Here is a 20,875-nt window from a genome sequence, read left to right as displayed (position 1 = left end):
CTGATCGATCTCCCCTATTCTCTGATTCTTGAGCGAAAAGTGATATTCTTAGGCGATCTCATCTATTAATTGGGCCGTTGTGCTTCAGGGGGTGGGCTATTGCTTCCTGCACTTGGGCGGTTAGGGCAATTCTTTGGGCGGTCACGTACCTGCCTTGGGTCATCCGTCCCCCAGCTTGGGCCATCTGCTCCAATGCTTGGGCTGTTGCGCTCAGATCCTGGGCCGTTGTGCTTCAGGCTTGGGCCATTTCACCCCTCGCTTGGGCCGTAAGGGTCATTCTTTGGGCGGTCACGCACCTGCCTTGGGTCATCCGTCCCCCCGCTTGGGCCATCTGCTCCAATGCTTGGGCTGTTGCGCTCAGATCCTGGGCCGTTGTGCTTCAGGCTTGGGCCATTTCACCCCTCGCTTGGGCCGTTAGGGTCATTCTTTGGGCGGTCACGCACCTGCCTTGGGTCATCCTAATCCATGTTTGGGTCATTGCTTCCTGCGCTTGGGCCGTTAGGGCAATTCTTTGGGCGGTCACGTACCTGCCTTGGGTCATCCGTCCCCCAGCTTGGGCCATCTACTCCCCTCCTTGGGCCATCTGCTCCAATGCTTGGGCTGTTGCGCTCAGGTCCTGGGCCGTTGTGCTTCAGGCTTGGGCGGATCATCCACCTCACCCGGGCAATTGACCCTCTTTTTTGCGGGATCTCAGCTTCACCCTGAATCCTCTTCCCTTTAGCAGCAATTGGATTCCCTTTTATAAACTCAGTATTCGTTATAATGAACAAACCGATTGGTATAGGATTATATGTAATGTAGAAATGGATATCTGGTTACTCACATCTAAGAAAACAACTGTGTTAACCCAAATCCATCAAATCCGACAAAAATTTAGTATTATTTATCTAAATACCGCTATATTCGTAAACAATTATCATAATTTTTGTATAAGTTTTCCTTGTTATTCACCGGGTCGCTCCTTAAGATAAAAATAGGAACTGATTCTTTATGACTAGTTCCAAATGAACAGGGTATACCGTTGAACTACCAAAAGGGTTTAAAACACCGGATTAAGGTCATCATTTTATCTGGATACTGGTCACCTGGAAAAGAGGTTAGGGGATTTTATGGAAGGTAAGATGAAGTTGCAGCTGGAAAGTTTTAAAACCGAAGAAGACAAGGAATGGCTAAAATTAATGAAAGAAGCAAAACAGGCAGGAATCTCAAAAGAGGAAGTCAAGACATTCATCCAAAAATACAAAATTAAAAATGCTTAAGAGACAACAGACCTTAGCGATTGGACTGTTGTTTTTTAATGGAACACGTTATGCAAAAATCTTTACCCCGCTATAGTAATGCGGTACTATTTTTTTATAGTAAAAACAATTCTCTAACTTCCCTTTCTTTTCGTGGTATGATGAAACTATCAAATTCATATTTAAATCCAGGTGATCATATGATTGGAAATAAAATAAAAGAAGTTCGGGAAAAGAAAAACATGTCAATTACCGAACTGGCCAGGCGTGCGGGAATTGCAAAATCCTATCTGAGTTCGATTGAGAGAGGCATACAAAAAAATCCATCCATTCAGAAACTCGAAAAAATTGCAGAAGTGCTCGATATTGACATTCATCTGCTCATAAATAAGAGTGATGAGCAAGTGCCAGCTGAAGGACTGGACCCTGAATGGATAGACCTCGCTCGTGAGGCCATGGAATCAGGAATCAGCAAAGAGCAATTCAAAGAATTTCTTGAATTCTCAAAATGGCAAAAACAAAAAAATCAAGAAAAATAAAAAAACTGCCCTTGAAAACGGCAGTTTTTTTATTAGTCGGAATTTAGGTTAAGCGCAGGCATTTCCTCGGACCGGTGGAGGGCATTGACAAAAGAAGGATTCCATCCGGTAAACAGCTTAGTCCTTCCTCTGCAACAGTGGTTTAATCATAGGAATAATCTGCTGAATATATTTTTCAGATGTCTGGCCTTTTTCTTTTCCTTTTTCATATAAGGCATGGAGCAGTTCTTTTACATTAGGTTCCCTTTTTGGTTCCTGCTGCATCATTTTCACCTCTATAAAGAACATTCTTCAAACGATACCATTTTATGACGGTGCATAAAACACAGTTTCATGGAAATTATATCCATGATTGAATCGTTTGTCAAATATTGTTGTTAAGGACGCCCACTATGGGGTTTGAAAATTACCGAAACACCCTTATCCACGAAATCCTTCCCGCTTCTACCCAAGTGTTGTTCATTTTGTTAAGTTTATGTTTATTTTTTTCACAATTTCAAAATTTTACAAATTTTGTAGATGAATTAAGGTAAAATGATCATGATCTATACATCTTGAGCGGACACTTTACTCTAAAAAGTGGAGGTGGTACATGATTCCCAGATCAATGACTAGCCGGACATCGTTTTCGTAGCTATGGGAGAAACGATTAATCATTTTGGGAGGAAATAACATGGCGTTTATTAAGAAACGCGGCTTTTCTATTGTGGTTATATTCACTATGTTGCTAAACAGTGTGTTCCCTCTTGTTCACGTTTCACAGGCTGACGAGGCGGATGCAATTTCCGTTGAAGAAGCGATAGCGAACAACAACGGAACGGCTACAGTAACAGGTTACATCATCGGTACAGTCCGTAACGGCCCGACTTATCAGAATGAACCTCCTTTTTCGGTTAAGACCAATCTGGCACTGGCAGACAGTCCGGATGAAGCGAACCCTTCAAACATTTTGCCGGTTCAGTTGCCAAAGGGCGACATCAGGGACTCCTTTAACCTGGCTGACCATCCCGAATATTTGAAAGAAAAAGTGTTTATTACAGGAAGCCTGGAGGATTATTTTGGCGTTGAGGGACTGAAATCCCCCACTGCGATGTGGCTGGAAGGATCTGAACCACCAGGTGATGGTGATGAGCCTCCAGAAGAAGGCGCAATCGTGACAATCAGCGAAATCCAGGGAGACGGGCACACTTCTCCCTATAAGGATCAGCACGTGCAACAAGTGGAAGGCGTGGTTACCTTTGTCCAGGATGACAGAAACTTTTTTATCCAATCCCAGACACCCGATAATCATCCCCTCACTTCCGAAGGGATTCTGATTTACAAAGGAGACAAACATGACGTCAGTGTGGGCGATCTCGTAAAGGTAGATGGAACGGTGAAGGAATGGGTCGTTACCGGAAGTAAAGTGGGAATCGATTTGCCAGTGACGGAAATAAACGCAACGGACATTACCGTCATTCAATCGAATGTGGAATTGCCTGAACCTGTTGAACTGAATCCCCCGACGGAAATCATTGATAATGACAGCTTCACAGAGTTTGACCCAGCAGAAGATGCCATCGACTATTACGAATCCCTGGAAGGCATGCTTGTTTCCGTAGAAGATTCGACCGTTGTCGGCCCCCAAAAATACGGAGAGTTCCCAGTCCTGACCAAAAAAGCGGATGGAAAACCCTATACAGATGAAGGCGGAATTTTGCTGACAGCGGAAACGGCCAATCCGGAAAAAATATTTATCGACGTCTTCAATGATGATTTCACGGTAAAAGTCGGCGATCGCTTCAACGGTACCATAACCGGTGTTTTGTCGTATGATTACAGTAATTTCATGATTTACACAGACGAAAATGATCTGCCAGAATTGATTGAAGAAGAATATACACGTCCTGTAACCGCACTGGTCGGTGACAGGGATTCGTTGACCATTGCTTCGTACAACATTGAAAACTACCATCACGGTTTGACGGAAAAGACAGAAAAAATTGCTGAATCCATCGTCACCAATTTGCAATCCCCGGACATTATCGGCCTTGTTGAAGTGCAGGACAATGACGGCCCGGAGACTTCCGGTGTCACGAAAGCCGACAAAAACTACGAAGCACTTATTGCAGCTATAGAAACTGCCGGGGGACCAGCATACCATTGGACCGACATCGCTCCAGAATATAACGAGGATGGCGGACAGCCCGGAGGAAACATTCGTGTCGGATTTCTGTACAATCCGGAACGGGTGCAGCTGACTGAAGGACGGAAAGGAACAGCGACGGAAGCGGTCGATTTTGTTAACGGTTCCCTCACGTTAAATCCTGGAAGAATCGATCCGACAAATGATGCCTTTTCCGACAGCAGGAAACCGCTGGCGGCCCAGTTCACTTTTAACGGCGAAGACATTATTGTCATTAACAATCACTTTAACTCAAAGGGCGGGGACGAACCTTTATTTGGAGTGAATCAGCCTCCTACATTACACAGCGAACATCAACGAATACAAATCGCTGAGATCGTAAACGGATTCGTTGAAGATATCCTTTCTGAGGACCCGGGTGCGAATGTCGTCGTCATGGGAGATTTGAATGATTTTCCATTTTCTGAGGCGATCAACAGGTTACAGGGAGATGATTTAGTCAATCTGATCAACCGGGTTCCCCTTAAGGATCGTTACACGTATATATATGAAGGGAATTCCCAGGTGCTTGACCATATATTAGTTTCCCATAATCTGGCCGAGCATGCACAGGCAGATATAGTTAACTTGAATGCCGCTTATATGGAAGAACACGGAAGGGCTTCGGATCACGACCCGGTTTTGGCGCAATTGAACTTCGAAGAGGACGTCTCCTCTCCTCCTGCAGATGAATGGGAATTGACCATTATGCATACAAACGACAGCCACGCCCGTGTAGAGCAATTCCCCTATCTAGGAACAGCCGTTGATCATATAAGAGCCAACCATTCAAATAACCTGCTGCTTCATGCGGGAGATGTTTTTTCCGGTTCCCTTTATTTCACTGTATTTGAAGGAATGGCCGATTTGGAATTTATGAACGAAATCGGCTATGACGCCATGGTGTTCGGGAATCACGAATTTGACAGGGATTCACAAGTTTTAGGCCGATTTGTCAATGGTGCGGATTTTCCCTTTGTAAGTGCAAACATCGACTTTTCCTCAGACCCCATACTGGGAAGTCTCGTACACTCGGATGTTGGTCGGCCGGGTGAAGGGGGCAACATTTATCCGGCGATCGTCAAACAATTAGACGGTGAGTCTGTCGGAATTTTGGGCCTCACAACGGAAGATACACCGACCATAGCCAATCCCGGAGAACATATTCAATTCCACGATGCCGTCGAAAAGGCCAAGGAAACGGTGAAACGGCTGGAACGGATCGGCATTAACAAAATTATCGCCCTATCTCATATGGGTGATGACGCAGATCTGGAACTGGCGAAAGCCGTAAACGGCATCGACGTAGTAATCGGCGGGCACAGCCATACCGAGCTTCCAGAAGGTGCCTTTGTTGAAAAAGAAGAACCGACGGTCATCGTACAGGCCGGGGAAAACCTGGAACACTTAGGTGCACTGGATGTGACCTTTGATGAAACCGGAGTCATTACCGATTACGAAGCCGAATTGCTGCATCTGGAAAACTACGAAGCGGATCCGGCCCTTCAGGCGAAAGTCGATGAATATTACGCCGGGATTGAAGGATTACTACAGAAAGTAGTCGGAGAAACAACGGTGGCCCTGGACGGAAAGAGGGAACATGTCCGTTCAAAGGAAACCAACCTCGGCAACTTGATAACCGACAGTATGGTCTGGAAAATGAAACAATTCATCCCGGAGACATCCATTGCTCTGCAAAACGGCGGCGGCATCCGGGCTTCCATCGACGCGGGTGAAATTACGATGGGAGACATTCGGGAAGTGCTTCCCTTTAACAATACCCTTGTAGCCATGACATTGACCGGGGAAGAAATATGGCGTATATTGGAACAAAGCGTGAGCTCGTATCCGGAGACGAGCGGCGGGTTTTTGCATGTATCGGGTTTGCGTTTCACATATGACCCGGAAAAACCGATCGGAAAACGCGTGTGGTCGGTAGAAGTGAAAACCGAGGACGATGAATTTGTTCCGATCGACAAAGACGCAGTCTACACCGTTGCAACGAACTCATTTATCGCCAAAGGCGGCGACGGCTTTGAGACGCTGAAACAGGCTTATGAAGACGGAAGGATGACCAACATCGACGTCCCGGACTACGAAGCCTTCAGCGAATATTTACAGACTTTTTCACCGATCTCTCCGAAAGTGGAAGGGCGAATCGTGGCAGCAGCGGATGAGAAACCAGATAACGGAACCCAGGAACCCGGTCATGATCAAACCGATATACCGGATGACGGCAAGGAACATGCCTCTGGCAGCCCGGATGAAAGAAATCGTTTGCCAGATACATCCACAGATCTTGGCAAGGCATTCTTGATTGGAATTGGACTGGTGGGAATCGGCCTGGCATTCGTTTGGTATTCCAGAGTGCGAAAAAGATTTATATAAATACCAATCGCCCAGACGCAATGTTCTGGGCGATTTTTTTCTGATTGTGGTAGTCCATTTGTAGGCTGAATACCTGAACAATGATATTTTAATGACGAGTAAACCTCTCCTCTGTTTTCGGTCATGTCCCAGCCATTTTTTCGCCGAATCCCTCTTCCGAACATCGAATTAAATTCTTCTTTGCTGGTTACGTTCTGTATCAAAAAGAATTCCCACACAAAATCATCAATCAGCGCACCCACCTCCCAATAGTATGGTATATTCTTTATAACACTCTAAGGGAGATTATAAAGGTGGTGTTTCCATGTCAGGATATTCTCTCCTTAACCAGACAAAAGTTTTAAAGTTATTGGAAATTAACAAAATATTGACCAGTTCACTTGATATTGAAACCGTTCTAAGAAACCTGGTAGAAGCTGCCGAAGAGTTAATTGAAGTGTCTGATACTGTTATTCTTTATCTGTATGACTCTGATGATAATGCGTTAAAAATCGCTGACGGTGTTGGGGTTAACATTGATGTTATGAAAAACATTCGATTCAAGCCCGGTGAATCACTGACGGGAAAAGTCTTTTCCGATAAGGAATCCCAGCTGTTTGCCCATGAAGAGGAAATTCAGAAATCTATGTCTTCTATGTCTGAAGAAAATTATCAGTACTATTTTGAAGGGGTATACCGGCGAAAAATTCGGAGTGCCTTCTGTGTTCCGCTGCTTTACAAAAAGAAATGTTTAGGGGTTCTGGTAGTCGATAATTTTGAAAATGACGGGATATTTACCTATGATGATATGAAAGTAATTGAAGTTATTGCCGATCAGAGTGCCATTGCCATTGAAAATTCCAATCTCTATCAAATCTTGAAAAAGAAAAATGATCAGCTTGAACATTCCCTGGAAATTCATAAGAAGTTTACACAGGTCATCCTGGATGGCGGGGGCATTAATCAGATAACATCCGTTTTGTCCAACATTATCAACTCCCGGGTCGAGTTTAAGAATCAAATAGAAGATGATCAAAAATTATACCCCATTGCAAGGAGAAATGAGATTCTTGGGTATTTGCAGCTAGAGAAAGATTATTCCGAATTATCTTCACTTGAAAAGGTTGCGGTTGAGCATGCCTCAACTGCAATGGCGTTAGAACTGGTTAAAATCAACGCATTGTATGAAAAGGAGCTGCATTTCCGGGAAGAAATATTTAACCAGATTCTTGAAGGGGTTCCTTCTTCAGAATTGAATCAGATCCTCGAGCATATGAACTGGAAAACAGAATGGGACATGGCCTGCATGGTGATTCAGGGGAGAAATGGCCCCCTGTGGGAAACCAGCCAAATCAAAGATAAGGAATGGTTTATCCGCTCCATTGAATCGATTAGTCATTCGATTTGTGATCACTGTCTTGTCTTTACAAGAGCGTTTCAGACGGTGTTAATCATTCCTATTGTCAAGAGTGAAAGTGTGGTTGCCCGAATAGCAAACACAATTGATAACCAGTGGGGATATTTAAAGGATATGATATACGGGATTGGACGAAAGGTTCCCATCAGCCAGCTTAATCTATCTTACCGAGAAGCGCTAAATGCCATTCAATACGGGAAAAGCGTGCAGCATAAAAAGGTTATCGAATATTCCAGGTTAGGCCTTGAAAGACTCCTGCACAAACTGGACCGATCCTCGTTAACGTATTTTGTTGAAGATAAAATGGGAAAACTCCTCCACCAATATCCAGAATTGTTTGAAACCCTCGGAAATTTTATCGAAACGAATAAAAATCATAAGCTGACAGCCGAACGCATGCATATCCATCCGAACACCCTTTATCATCGTTTAAAGAAAATCGAACAAATCCTCGATATTTCTCTAAGTCATGAATCAGACTGGATTGATTTGGTCGTGGCTTACAAGATATGTGTGGAGTACCACAATAAATAACTTTTATTTTTGTGGTATTCCACATTTCTTTTTAGTTGTCAGAATATTATTATTTTTATAAACAATATTGTAGCAAAGGGGGTTTCCAATGAAAAATATATTGCAAATGACAGAACCATTAACTAATAAACTACTCGAAATCAGAAAAGAACTCCATCAGCATCCTGAAGTCAGTGGTGAGGAATATGAAACAACCAGGAGAATCAAACAGTGGCTTACGGACGCTGGATGCAGAATTCTTCCCATAAACACGCAAACAGGAGCAGTTGCAGAAGTGTCCGGGAACAAGGAGGGTCCGACAGTAGCATTCCGGGCAGACATCGATGCCCTTCCCATTCCTGAACAAACCGGACTCCCCTACTCCTCTAAAAATGAAAACGCTTTCCACGGGTGCGGCCATGACTGGCATACAACCATTGCCCTGGGTGCCGCAATGGTCCTATCACAAATCCGGGATCAATTTGCCGGTCATGTCCGATTTATATTTCAGCCCGCAGAAGAAACTACTCAAGGCGCAAAAGCTTTAATTGATCATGGATTATTTCAAGACGGAAAGATCCAGGGGATATTCGGACTACATAATCAGCCATCCATTCCCGCTGGAAAAGTCGGCATTACGGAGCACCGGTTAATGGCAGCTGTGGATACACTTCATATTACCATCAAGGGAAAAAGCGGCCATGGGGCCATTCCCCATCAAAATATTGACGCTGTAGTGGCAGGTTCTGCTGTTGTGATGGGACTGCAGACAGCTGTAAGCCGGAATATTGACCCCTTTGAGCCAGTCGTCATAACCATTGGCTCTTTTCATTCCGGAACAGCACACAATGTCATTGCAGGTACTGCTGAGTTATGGGGCACCGTTAGGAGTTTTAACCCCGATGTACGTAAACAGCTGCCGGAATTGATTCAAAGGATCTCAGTCGATATTGCAGCAGGATGCGGAGCCGAAGCGAAAGCTGAAATCATCCCACAGGTGCCCGCCATCCAGAATGATGCCGAGATGACATCCATTGTTAAGAAAGCAGCCCAATCCGTAATGGGGAAAGATTCCATAGTGAAACCTGAACCTACCATGGGAGGTGAGGATTTCTCCCTATATCAGGAACATGTCCCGGGCTGTTACTTCTGGGTGGGAACCGGTGATCCAATGAAGAGTATTGATAAACCATGGCATGACCCGGCTTTTCTCGTAAATGATGAACTGATCCCGGACACGGTTAGGCTTGTGGCCGAGATCTTATTAACATCCCTAAAGCACTTTCAAACATTCACGAAAGGAGAGGTAAACCATGACGCAAACTTATTATAACTACATCGGGGGTACCTGGGTCCCATCCGTATCCGGCGACACTTACCCCAGCATCAACCCCGCCAACACAGAAGAGGTGTTAGGTTATTTTCAAAAGTCCACATCAGCGGATGTCCAAATGGCTATTAAAGCTGCCAGCAAAGCATTTCCCGGCTGGTCCAGCACATCAGCTCCAAAAAGAGGCGAAGTTCTGTTCCGGCTAATATCTCTTCTAGAAGAACAAAAAGATGAATTGGCTGCAATCATTACAAAAGAAGTGGGAAAATCTCTAAGGGAGGCAAAAGGTGAAGTCAAAAAAACGATTCAGGCTATGCAACAGTTTAGCGGAGAAGCAACCAGACTCACAGGGGAAACAGTCCCCTCCTATGACACGAATGTTCTTGGATATACCGTTCGGGAACCACTTGGTGTAGTTGGTGTAATTGCTCCGTACAACTTCCCTTTAGGCATTGGTATCTGGAAAATTGCCCCGGCGATTCTGGCAGGAAATACAGTGATCTTTAAGCCCGCCAGCCATACGTCATTAATTAGTGTGAAGATTATGGAATTATTTGAGCAGACAGGAGTTCCCTCAGGTGTCATTAACATGGTAACAGGTCCCGGAAGCGTAGTCGGAAAAGAAATTGGCCAAAACCCGGAAATTCAAGCGGTATCTTTTACTGGGTCTACAGATGTTGGCGTTCAGCTAGGAAAGTGGGTAACGAACCGCGGCGGAAGAATGCAGGCCGAAATGGGCGGTAAAAACCCAACCATTATTTTAGAGGATGCCGATATAGATCAGGCACTGGACAGTGTAGTCATCAGCGGATTTCTGGATAATGGACAGCGCTGCACCGGGACAAGCCGGCTGATTGTCCCAAAATCCATTGCAAAAGAAGTAACAAAAAAATTAGTCGAACGGGCTGAAAAACTGGTCATTGGCGACGGATTTGAGCCTGGTGTTGATAATGGCCCGGTTATTGATGAATCACAATTAAATAAATATCTGCATTACGTTCAGGAAGCCATCGAGCAAGGGGCAAGGCTGGAGTATGGCGGAAAGCGGTTAATGAATAACGGGATGGACAAGGGATATTTTGTTGCTCCAACTGTATTTAGCCAGGTGAGACCAGAAATGTCCATCGCCCAGGAAGAAATATTCGGACCTGTGATTGGCATTATGGAAGTTGATTCCTATGAAGAAGCCATTGAAATTGCGAATAATATTGATTTTGGTCTGTCTTCTGCCATATTTACCAGGGATCTAAAGAAAGCATTTCATTTTGTTCGGAACATTGAATCCGGCGTGACCCATGTCAACATGCCTTCCACTCATTTTGAAAACCAATATCCATTTGGAGGCAAAAAAAGTTCCAGCATGGGTCCTCGTGAACAGGGAAGCTCAGCCCTCGAATTTTGGACCGAGACCAAAACCGTTTACGTTAACCCTTAAGCCTAAGCCATTATCGAAGAATCCAGAACAGAAAATAACCTTAACTAAGTCCATACTATAGAAGGCGGTGTAAAAAGCAGTGAAACATGTTGGAGTAATTGGATGCGGAGCTATGGGCAGGGGAATGGTTAAAAATTTGTCCCGGCATGGTTATAGCGTTCATGTGTATGATGTCCAGGAAAAAGCATTAAATGAAGCTGAACAATTGGGAGGGATTCCTGAAAAGGACGTCCCTTCAATCGCCAGACAGGCAGAGGTCCTAATCCTCTCCCTCCCCACAACCGAACTGGTGGAGAATGCCCTCACCCGGGAAAAAGATGGAGCCTTTCACTATCTTAAAGAAGGATCCTATGTATTAGATATGAGCACAACCGATGTCATGGCCACTAAAAAATTGCACAAGCAAGCACAGGAAAAAGGAATTTTCTTTTTTGACTGTCCTGTAAGCGGCGGGCCCGAGGGAGCGGATTCAGGAAATCTGACCATAATGGCGGGTGGCAATCCTGACCATTTCAATGCCATAAAACCTGTTCTTCATGCCATGGGTAAAGAAATAGATTATCTGGGTGATGCGGGAGCAGGACAGACCACCAAACTTTGCTGCAATCTAGTAGTGGCTGGAATCGTTCTTTTGCTGAGTGAATCCTTACTCACTGGTACAAAGTCCGGTGTTCCTGCTCAAAAAATTGCCGACATCATGCAAAAGGGGTCGGCCCAGAATCGGGTACTGTCCATATTTGGCCCCAATATTCTGAAAGGCTCTCATGACGAGGTCAAATTTTTGCTGAAACATATGACAAAAGATATCCAGCTTTATATGAACCTGGCAAAGGAACACAAGATTCCTGCATTTCTTGGTTCCACTATTCAGCTTCTATATGATATAGCTAACCACCAGGGGAAAGGAGGACTCGATACATCCGGAGTTAGTCAAGTTTTGGAAGATCTGGCATCTTGTAAGATTGATCAGTAATAAACTATTAATCATGAAGGAGGAATCCAGATGAGCGAAAGCCAAAAACAAATCTGGAAAGACTGGCGATTACATGTGATCGTTTGGCTCATTGTACTGTTGACCGAGCGAATTGGAACCCACCAATTTGCATTAGGGCCCGGTGTGATTCTGCTGTTGCCTATGCTTTATGCGATGATTATTGGACTGATCTTATATTTTACGCCCATAATCAAGGAAAAACAATCCAAAAATGCCGAACCGCTGATTGTCCTTGGGGTTACGTTATTAATTGCAAAAATTGGTGTTATTATCGGCCCTTCCCTCCCCCAAATCATAGAGGCGGGACCGGCCCTTCTTCTTCAGGAACTTGGAAATCTGGGAACCATTTTCTTCGCCCTTCCAATTGCCGTCCTATTGGGACTTAAACGGGAAACCATTGGAATGACCCACTCTGTAGCCCGTGAACCCAATGTAGGGTTAATTATGGACAAGTATGGCTTCAACTCACCAGAAGGAAGGGGAGTTATAGCGGTCTACATTTTCGGAACTGTATTTGGAGCCATTTTTATGGGCCTCATTTCAGGGTTCCTGGCCACCATCACTCCCCTTCATCCGCTATCATTCGCAATGGCATCAGGAATTGGCAGTGGAAGCATGATGGCAGCTGCCAGCGGCTCACTCATTGCAGCATTCCCGCAACTAGAAAATGACATTATTGCTTTTGCCGGAGCAAGCAATCTCCTGTCCTTATCAACAGGTCTATATGTCAGTATCTTTATCGCCCTACCGCTGACTGAGAAAATGTATCAGGTTCTGACCAGGCGGCGCGATCAGAAAAAAGTACATGAATCAGAAATGGAGGAGGGCTAATATGCTTAAAAATATTCAAGAATGGACATTGCTCCTAACCATTTTCGGGATTGTTTCATTGTTCGGAAACTGGATCGGTTATGATGTCATGCCTGCAACAGCCATCCCGGGTATAATCATACTCATACTGATTTGCCTGGCAGGACTCATTATTCAAAAGCTGATGCCAGGCAATATCCCGAGTGTCGCCTACATTGCCATCATCGGAATCATCGTCTCCATGCCATGGATGCCCGGTTCTGATCTGGTCGTTCAATATACCAGTGACGTCAATTTATTAGCATTAGCCACTCCCATACTTGCTTATGCCGGAATTGCCATTGGACGATCCTGGACTGACTTCGCAAAGTTAGGCTGGAAAACAATCGTCGTCGCATCCTTTGTGTTATTAGGAACTTTTATTGGATCTGCAATTATTGCTGAGATTGTCCTGAGGTTCCAGGGGATTATTTAAATTATTGCTTTTTCTGTGCTCCTATACAAAGGAAATGGGGCATACTCCCCTCTCCTCTACTGTTATAACCAGTCAAACTCCAACTACCTTTTAGATTAACGAAATGATCTATCAGTCACAACTGTGAAGCCCTAATCCATATCAGGAAGAATGGATTAGGGCTTTGTTTTTGTATTTCTATAGAATTGAGTTTAACGTTTAGTAGCAAAGTATAGATCCTCGAATCTCTGGCAGTTATGACCGGTAAAATCACCTCTGCATGTCGACTTAATGAACACTCCACATCTGCCATTACGTTAATATTCCCCTTTAATGACAAAAAAAGAGCCTCTAATGGTTCCAGCTAATTTAGACTTCTGTCTGGCAAACTTAAACTTTCCTTCTAACGCTTCTGGCACTTCCATCCCTTCAGAAAGCTTAAAACCAACGGCCCGCTTCTTAGGGTTATCAATCGTATACATGACGTTAACCACAAGACCATCTTCATAAAAGACATAGGCAAATTTGATATTATCCACTTGAAAACGCGATGTTTCCAAAGGCCTGGCCGAAAATTCTATATCACGTTCTTCCTTCAAAATTTGGTTTACATAATCAATTGTCTCCTGGCTTTCGCTAGCAGGTACAACTGTAAATTCATGCTTGTATTTGTTCATAAAGTAACGGGCTTCATTAGCACGTAAGCCAGCAAGTGCTTCTGCGACGGGTGAAGACTCTAAACCAACCGTAGACACATTTTTAAAATCAACGACATAGGACATTTCCATCATCCTTTCACCATGTGAAATCCTTCTTCGCTTACCGGAAATCAGCTTCTGATGCTGGAAACTTTTATCGCATGTTTATATAAAAAATACAGCTCGAAATTTTCCAGCCATGATCCTCCCAAATATAAAGGTAACCCTTAAGATTCAGCGATTATTTGCAGTGTAGCTTGCCCGAAACGATGTTATTCCAGCTACAATGGCCTTATGTCAAAGGTGCGACTCGTAAGCAAAAGCAATTACCTTTCATCTAGCTTGGTTTCCAGTTCCGTGCATACTCCAAAAACGATTACAGACAAAACATCCTTATATCATTCTCCCCTCTGTTCAAATCCCTTCACAATCTCAACGATCACCTGCACGGCCTGAACCATGACATCAGCGGAAATGAATTCAAACTTGCCATGGAAGTTTTCTCCGCCGGTAAAAATGTTCGGTGTCGGGAGTCCCATGTAGGATAGCTGGGATCCATCGGTGCCGCCGCGGATTGGTTTGATGTCCGGCTCAATATCCAGGTTTTCCATCGCCTGTTTGGCAATCTCTACGATATGAAAAACGGGTTCAATTTTTTCTTTCATGTTGTAATACTGATCCTTCATCTCAAACTGAATCCGCTCACGGCCATACTTTTCCTGTAATGATGCGACAGCCTGTTCCATTAAAGCTTTTTTCTCATTAAACTTGTCTCTGTCGTGGTCACGGATGATGTACTGAAGTTTCGTTTCCTCCACATCCCCTTTAAAAGACAGAAGGTGGAAGAAACCTTCATACCCTTCAGTATATTCTGGCGCTTCTTCAGCCGGAAGCCGGTCATTCAGTTCCATCCCCATTTTAATGGAATTGACCATTTTCCCTTTAGCCGTTCCTGGATGGACGTTGGTCCCTTTAATGGTGATCGCAGCCCCCGCAGCATGAAAGCTCTCAAACTGTAGTTCGCCCAGAGGTCCGCCGTCCACCGTATAGGCATATTTTGCACCAAACGCATCCACATCGAATTTGTGCGGACCGCGTCCGATTTCTTCATCAGGGGTAAATGCAACACGGATCGTTCCGTGCTTAATTTCCGGGTGCTGAATCAAATATTCCATTGCCGTCATGATCTCGGCAATCCCCGCTTTGTTATCAGCACCGAGCAGGGTTGTTCCATCAGTTGTCATGAGGGTATGCCCTTTATAATTTAGAAGGGCCGGAAAATCGTTCGGTGACAGGATGACCTGCCGTTCTTCATTCAAAACAATATCATTCCCGTCATAATTTTCGACGATCTGAGGATTGACGTTCTTGCCGGTAAAATCTGTTGCCGTATCCAGATGCGCCAAAAAGCCGATTGTCGGAATATCCCTGTCTGTATTGGCAGGAAGGGTTGCCATGACATAGCAATTGTCATCCATGGTCACATCCTCCATGCCAATCGCTTTCAGTTCATCGACCAGCATTCGGGCCAAATCCCACTGACCATCAGATGACGGGCACGTTTCATTGTCTGGATTGGATTGGGTGTCCACCCTGGCATACTTGATTAACCGATGGATTAAATCGTGTTTCATTTGTCATCACCTGCTTTGATTGGATTATTGTTTCGTTTATTATAGCAAAAATCTAAGGGGGATCAGAGCTTAACGATTATGTCATTAATGATGCTGCCTTTTCTTTTTCTGTAAAGTAAGGGGCAGGAGGTTTTGGGTTCCTGATAATATTTGCTGCTCGTAAATGATGTAGCAGTCAACTTTTATTCACTCACCCATTCTTGATATTAATAACATAGATTATTTTGTTTTATTAGTAAAGAAGCAGCTTCCTGATCAACGATAACGCAAACATTTTTATGTTTTTGCAGAGCGGTAACCGGCCAATCTTTGCTGTACTCACCGTGAAATAATTGATATATTGCTTCCGCTTTATGCACACCGTTTGCAATAAGTAATATTTCTCTTGCTCTTAGTATAGTACTGATTCCCATCGTAATTGCCTTCCCTGGCACATCTTCTACTTGACCGAAAAATTTTTTGTTTGCCTGGCGAGTTGTTTCGGTTAATTCAACCACATGGGTGGTTTTTGTAAAATCTGTTCCTGGTTCATTGAAACCAATATGCCCATTTTCTCCAACGCCCAGCAACTGAAAGTCGATTCCCCCATATTGTTGAATTTTCTTTTCATAGTTACGGCACTCGTTTAGAATATTTTCGGCCATGCCATCTGGGATAAACCTTTGATTTTCAGGAATATTTAATGGACCAAAAACATTTTTTTCCATATAATAGTGGAAACTGCCCTGATGAGTTGGCAGAATCCCAATGTACTCATCCAGATTAAATGTGGCTACGCCGGATAAATTTATGTTGTTCTCCCTGACATATTTGACTAACTCTTTGTATAATCCTAGCGGTGTACTTCCTGTAGCTAACCCTAAATTTATTTGTTTCGAGGACAAAATTTTTCGTAAAATCATTTTTGCCCCTTCTTGACTCATTTCTTCGTAGTTATCTGTAATGATTAAGTTCATAGCAATCCTCCTGATTCGTCGGAATCATAATGATCTGTAAAAAAGTTGTGACCCATCTCAAATGATGAGTCACCTGTCAATCTGTTTATTCCCTTTTTCTTTTCTCTATCATGGATTGGACTACTTCAGGAGCTGGCCCGCCTGTAACTTTTCTTCTTTCAACAAAACTAAACGGATTAGTTATATCAGACCACTCTTTTTCATTAATTTTAACTTCACCTATCCATTCATTTACCTGATTTAGCGGTATTTCGAACAGTTCAAGGTTTAGTTGGTAAGCATTTCTGGCAATCTGGCTTGCTTTAGCATGCGCTTTTCGAAAAGGCATGTTGTAATTTCTCGCAAGAACATCAGCAAGTTCGGTAATGGTGATCATATTTTTTCGGGCCTGTTCAAAGGCTTTCTGTTTATCAATGTTCATCGTAAGAATGACCGCATTTAATAATCGTAAAACCCGAATAGCTTTCTTATAGCCATTATATAAGTGAGGCTGCAGATCATCTTCTGTGTCGTTGATATCTCCATATGGAGTATTATGAATCATATGAATGACACCCAGTCCTTCCGCAGCTGCACTGCTGGCAATGGCTCTGGAATGTTCTAATGAAACAGGATTTCTTTTTTGGGGCATAATGCTACTGGTTTGCACATAGGCATCCGATACTTCTAACAAGCCAACTTCTTTTGATGCCATACGCAGGAGCTCCTGTACCCACCTCCCTATATTAGTCATTAGACTTACTAGCACCTGTGCCGCATCAATTAAGTAATCTGCTGTTCCTATTGCATCATAGGAATTTTCTAGTACACCTTCAAAATCCAATAAATCTGCCACTCTTTCCCGATTAATAGGGAATCCAGTAGTTGTTAGGGCTGCAGCCCCCATTGGGGACTGGTTAATGGTTTTTAGAGCATTCTTTATCCTTTGGATGTCTCTTGATAAGTTATCATGAATGGCAACTAAATAATGTCCAAATGTTGTTGGCTGAGCAGGCTGAGTATGTGTGTGTGCCGGCATTATTGTATGAATATGCTGTTCTGCTTGATATAATATTGTTTTTCTTAGGGTTTCAGCTTCAGATATTGTCTTTTCTAAATATCCTCTTAATACCATACGGTACATCGTTTCACCCAAATCATTTCTGCTCTTTGCTATATGCATCTTACCTGCCAGTTCTTCACCAATAATTTCGCTAAATTTAGACTCAATCACGAAAAATAAATCCTCGTATTCGGATGAATACTCTATATCATCGCCATTAATCCGTCTTACCTGATCGATTCCGTTTAATATTTGATTTTTTTCTTCCGGGGAGATTATTCCCTGCTCTGCAAGCATAATCGTATGTGCTTTATGAATCTCCAGCATAGGTTCCAGCAAGTATTCTTTCTGGTCATTAAAAACAGGTTTCAACAATTCCTCAACATAAGTTTTTCCGGGAAATTGAGCTCCATCTCGACTTTCAAATTTTTGTTTTAATGAATTCATTCATGCACACCTCTATATTTATCTATTTTGCATAAAGTGTTTATAGGGATCTTTCTGCTTTTATCCCCAGAAATTTATCGGAAATGAATATGACGATTGAAATTAACGCAACTTGAATCATTCCATATGCAGCTGCTTGACCAATATTAAACATGCGCAATTGATTCATAATCTCTATAGAAATTGGCCGGTTATCCAGAGTATAAAGAAGCACAGAAGTTGGAAACTCCCCGACCGCCTGAACAAAGGCTAATAGCGTCCCGCTGAGTACTCCTGGCAAAATAAATGGAATAACTACACGTCTAAAGGTGTAAAACCACTTAGCCCCTAAATTTTTAGCAGCTTCTTCGAGTGAATCATCCATCTGTTCCAATACGGCATTCGTGGAACGTACCACCAACGGTAAGAAACGGATAAAATAGGCAAGAGGGAGAATCCAATAAGCTCCTACAAGGATTGAACCAAAGGAGAATATAGACTTTTCATTAAAAGCTAAAATCAAATTCATCCCTACTACTGTTGCAGGTAATGCCCAGGGAATCATCACTAAAATGTCCAGAAGATTTTTCCCGACAAATTTCCTTTTTACAAGAGTATAGGATGTAATAATCCCGAATACAAATACACCTATACATGCGATAAAAGACATTACTAGACTATTTCTGACCGGATCCCAGATATTTGGATCTTCAAATAGCAATTTGAAGTTTTCTAAACTGAATGCGGTAGGATAAGTTTGCCATGTCCAGGCACCCTCAGGTACCAGAGACAAAATTAACAGTGTAGCATGAGGCAGCAAAAGGATAATCATACTGAGAATGCCAATGGTAACCATTGTCCACTTGAGAATAGGATTATTTACCTCACTTCGATGGGCGCCTATCCCTTTACTTGCCATACGATAATCTTTTCTTTCCTGAAACCACCTCATAAATAAAAGGAATAATATCGACACGACTGATAAAATAACTGACTGAGTAGCAGCCATTTCAAGATCTCCATTTATTTTTGAAAAGTAGATTTGCAGACTTAATACCCTAAATCCTCCTGCAAGAAGAAAAGGAGCACTAAACGAAGCCATCGATACCATGAAAACAAGCAACGATGCTGCTACCAATCCGGGTGTTAATAACGGAAAAGTTACTTTCCAAAAAACTTTAAATCGATTGGAACCAAGATTAAACGCTGCTTCTTCTAGAGATGGATCCAAATTTCGAAGTGCCGACGAGGTTGTCATATAAAAGTAAGGATACATAGTATAGGCATGGACAATTAATATTCCAGAAACCCCTCCAATACTGAACGGAACCTCCGACAGATTAAACAAATCTTTAATGGCATTCGGAACAAGGCCAGCTTCTCCATATAAAAACATAAATGCCATAACCCCAACTAAGGAAGGAAGGACAATCGGCATAATCGCAACGCTCGAAAAAAACTTTCTTCCCGGAAAATCATATCGATTAAATATAAATGCCAGAGGAACACCTATTAATGCACTAAAAAAAACACTTAAGATTGATATCCAAACAGAATTCCATAGTGCTTCGAGATTAGCTGATGCTTTTGATCCAAAAAAATCCTCATAATTCTTAAATGAGAAGGCATCCTGCGATTTAAAACTTTCTATTATTGTTTCAATCGATGGATATAAAACGTATCCTATCAAAACTAATGATATAGGGATGAGCAGCATCGCTGTTCTTCTGTTTTCAGCATTCATCATATTCCATCACTCCCCTGCCTTTGGGACAATACGAATATGTTCTTCGGGCAATTGAACAAATACTTTATCTCCCTCATTGAAATATGTATGAGGACCTTTATTAAGTCTGGTTATCCGAACCGTAATACTTTTATCAACCCTTACAAAAAAATGGACGGAAGCACCTGTAAATTGGACAATTTCAATTACACCTTCCACTACATTATTTCCTTCCATCTTTTCATTCTTTAATCGAACTGCTTCAGGCCGAATAGACATATACAGCCCGCTATGTTTGTCATCTGAAATTTCTGACTTTTTATGTTTGGCGTGTATTTTAAAATTACTATCTTTCAGTTTATAAACCTTAATTTGTTCATCTGTAATTTCAGGTTCTACCGGGAACAAATTGGTTTCGCCGATAAACTGTGCGACAAAATCATTGACAGGATTATTATAAATGTCAAGTGGCGTCCCAACTTGCTGACATTTCCCCATATTAAATACGGCAATCCGGTCACTCATTGTTAAAGCCTCAACTTGATCATGAGTTACATATATTGTCGTGATGCCAAAATCTCTCTGAAGCCTTAATATTTCTGTCCTCATTTGATCTCTCAGGCGTGCGTCAAGATTACTAAGCGGTTCATCCAATAATAAAATATCCGGCTCAATAACTAATGCCCTTGCTAAAGCAACGCGCTGCTGCTGTCCGCCGCTTAGTTGGCTGACTTGACGATCGTAATATTGTTCCAAACGGACTTTTTCTAACACATCCATAACTTTTCTTTTAATGTCACTTTTGTTCAATTTTCTTACTTTTAATCCAAACGCTACATTTTCAAAAACGCTCATGTGTGGGAATAAAGCATAATTTTGAAATACCATTCCAGTATTTCTTTTTTCAGGAGGAACCTTTGTCATATCTCGATCGTTAAATGTAATTGTTCCAGCAGTCGGATAATAGAATCCGGCAATCATTCTGAGTGTTGTTGTTTTTCCGCATCCACTTGGACCTAAAAATGTGAAAAACTCCCCTTCATTGATCGTTAAATTTAAATCTTCAACTGCTGTCACATCCTTGAATTTTTTAGTTATGTTCGTTAACTGCACTGATGACATGAACAACAAC

18 protein-coding genes are annotated in these 20,875 nt (G+C 42.7%); 11 read left to right on the top strand and 7 right to left on the bottom strand.

Translation table 11 applies throughout. The annotated features are described in order from the left end of the window. The first annotated feature begins 99 nt into the window (after nucleotides 1–99). The 4 genes from EDD68_RS15165 (at nucleotide 100) to EDD68_RS03515 (ending at nucleotide 1,777) form a co-directional block, all read left to right on the top strand. Nucleotides 100–270: a hypothetical protein gene (locus EDD68_RS15165; RefSeq protein ID WP_165902046.1), complete on the top strand. Its 171-nt coding sequence runs from the start codon at nucleotides 100–102 to the stop codon at nucleotides 268–270. A gap of 195 nt (nucleotides 271–465) precedes the next feature. Then, nucleotides 466–705, top strand: a complete 240-nt coding sequence (locus EDD68_RS03525) for a hypothetical protein (protein ID WP_132370850.1) — start codon at nucleotides 466–468, stop codon at nucleotides 703–705. A 404-nt stretch (nucleotides 706–1,109) separates the two neighbouring features. After that, complete coding sequence (locus tag EDD68_RS03520) at nucleotides 1,110–1,259, top strand: anti-repressor SinI family protein (protein WP_132370849.1); 150 nt, start codon at nucleotides 1,110–1,112, stop codon at nucleotides 1,257–1,259. Between the two features lie 179 nt (nucleotides 1,260–1,438). Continuing rightward, nucleotides 1,439–1,777: a helix-turn-helix domain-containing protein gene (locus tag EDD68_RS03515; protein ID WP_132370887.1), complete on the top strand. Its 339-nt coding sequence runs from the start codon at nucleotides 1,439–1,441 to the stop codon at nucleotides 1,775–1,777. A gap of 117 nt (nucleotides 1,778–1,894) precedes the next feature. Here the strand turns inward: EDD68_RS03515 and EDD68_RS15160 are convergent, their stop codons facing one another. Next, complete coding sequence (locus EDD68_RS15160; protein WP_165902045.1) at nucleotides 1,895–2,041, bottom strand: hypothetical protein; 147 nt, start codon at nucleotides 2,039–2,041, stop codon at nucleotides 1,895–1,897. 409 nt (nucleotides 2,042–2,450) lie between these two features. Between EDD68_RS15160 and EDD68_RS03510 the strand changes: the two genes are divergently transcribed. The 7 genes from EDD68_RS03510 to EDD68_RS03480 all read left to right on the top strand — a co-directional run bounded on the left by EDD68_RS03510 (nucleotide 2,451) and on the right by EDD68_RS03480 (nucleotide 13,282). Next, nucleotides 2,451–6,329, top strand: a complete 3,879-nt coding sequence (locus EDD68_RS03510; RefSeq protein ID WP_132370848.1) for a 5'-nucleotidase C-terminal domain-containing protein — start codon at nucleotides 2,451–2,453, stop codon at nucleotides 6,327–6,329. A 304-nt stretch (nucleotides 6,330–6,633) separates the two neighbouring features. Beyond that, on the top strand, nucleotides 6,634–8,259 hold the full coding sequence (locus EDD68_RS03505; RefSeq protein WP_132370847.1) for a helix-turn-helix domain-containing protein: 1,626 nt from the start codon (nucleotides 6,634–6,636) through the stop codon (nucleotides 8,257–8,259). Nucleotides 8,260–8,347: 88 nt separating this feature from the next. Next, nucleotides 8,348–9,571, top strand: coding sequence for a M20 metallopeptidase family protein (locus EDD68_RS03500; RefSeq protein WP_132370846.1), 1,224 nt, complete (start codon nucleotides 8,348–8,350; stop codon nucleotides 9,569–9,571). Continuing rightward, nucleotides 9,552–11,003, top strand: a complete 1,452-nt coding sequence (locus tag EDD68_RS03495; RefSeq protein WP_132370845.1) for an aldehyde dehydrogenase family protein — start codon at nucleotides 9,552–9,554, stop codon at nucleotides 11,001–11,003. Before EDD68_RS03500 ends, EDD68_RS03495 begins: the two co-directional genes overlap by 20 nt. A gap of 79 nt (nucleotides 11,004–11,082) precedes the next feature. Continuing rightward, nucleotides 11,083–11,976 carry an NAD(P)-dependent oxidoreductase gene (locus tag EDD68_RS03490; RefSeq protein WP_132370844.1) on the top strand — a complete coding sequence of 298 codons (894 nt, stop codon included), beginning with the start codon at nucleotides 11,083–11,085 and terminating at the stop codon, nucleotides 11,974–11,976. Between the two features lie 30 nt (nucleotides 11,977–12,006). Next, the gene (locus EDD68_RS03485) at nucleotides 12,007–12,828 is read left to right on the top strand and encodes a DUF3100 domain-containing protein (protein WP_132370843.1); all 822 of its coding nucleotides are present in this window, start codon (nucleotides 12,007–12,009) and stop codon (nucleotides 12,826–12,828) included. 1 nt (nucleotide 12,829) lies between these two features. Next, a complete protein-coding gene (locus tag EDD68_RS03480) occupies nucleotides 12,830–13,282 on the top strand; it encodes a hypothetical protein (protein WP_132370842.1) in 453 nt (150 codons plus the stop codon). A 296-nt stretch (nucleotides 13,283–13,578) separates the two neighbouring features. Here the strand turns inward: EDD68_RS03480 and EDD68_RS03475 are convergent, their stop codons facing one another. From EDD68_RS03475 to EDD68_RS03450, 6 genes are all read right to left on the bottom strand, one after another. Further along, nucleotides 13,579–14,043 carry a phage tail protein gene (locus EDD68_RS03475; protein WP_132370841.1) on the bottom strand — a complete coding sequence of 155 codons (465 nt, stop codon included), beginning with the start codon at nucleotides 14,041–14,043 and terminating at the stop codon, nucleotides 13,579–13,581. 314 nt (nucleotides 14,044–14,357) lie between these two features. Next, entirely contained in the window at nucleotides 14,358–15,593 is a 1,236-nt protein-coding gene (gene pepT, locus EDD68_RS03470) for a peptidase T (RefSeq protein ID WP_132370840.1), read from the bottom strand. Between the two features lie 206 nt (nucleotides 15,594–15,799). After that, nucleotides 15,800–16,549 (bottom strand): glucosamine-6-phosphate deaminase, encoded by a 750-nt coding sequence (gene nagB, locus EDD68_RS03465; RefSeq protein WP_132370839.1) that lies wholly within the window; start codon nucleotides 16,547–16,549, stop codon nucleotides 15,800–15,802. Nucleotides 16,550–16,634: 85 nt separating this feature from the next. Continuing rightward, complete coding sequence (argH, locus tag EDD68_RS03460) at nucleotides 16,635–18,038, bottom strand: argininosuccinate lyase (RefSeq protein WP_132370838.1); 1,404 nt, start codon at nucleotides 18,036–18,038, stop codon at nucleotides 16,635–16,637. A gap of 40 nt (nucleotides 18,039–18,078) precedes the next feature. Next, nucleotides 18,079–19,764: an ABC transporter permease gene (locus EDD68_RS03455; RefSeq protein ID WP_132370837.1), complete on the bottom strand. Its 1,686-nt coding sequence runs from the start codon at nucleotides 19,762–19,764 to the stop codon at nucleotides 18,079–18,081. Between the two features lie 6 nt (nucleotides 19,765–19,770). Beyond that, entirely contained in the window at nucleotides 19,771–20,865 is a 1,095-nt protein-coding gene (locus EDD68_RS03450; protein WP_132370836.1) for an ABC transporter ATP-binding protein, read from the bottom strand. Nucleotides 20,866–20,875: the final 10 nt, after the last annotated feature.

The sequence above is a fragment of the Melghiribacillus thermohalophilus genome (assembly GCF_004342905.1).
GTDB classification, from domain to species: Bacteria; Bacillota; Bacilli; order Bacillales; family Alkalibacillaceae; genus Melghiribacillus; species Melghiribacillus thermohalophilus.
The sequence above is the reverse complement of the archived record's forward strand: the minus strand, read 5'-3'. Positions and strand labels throughout refer to the sequence as shown.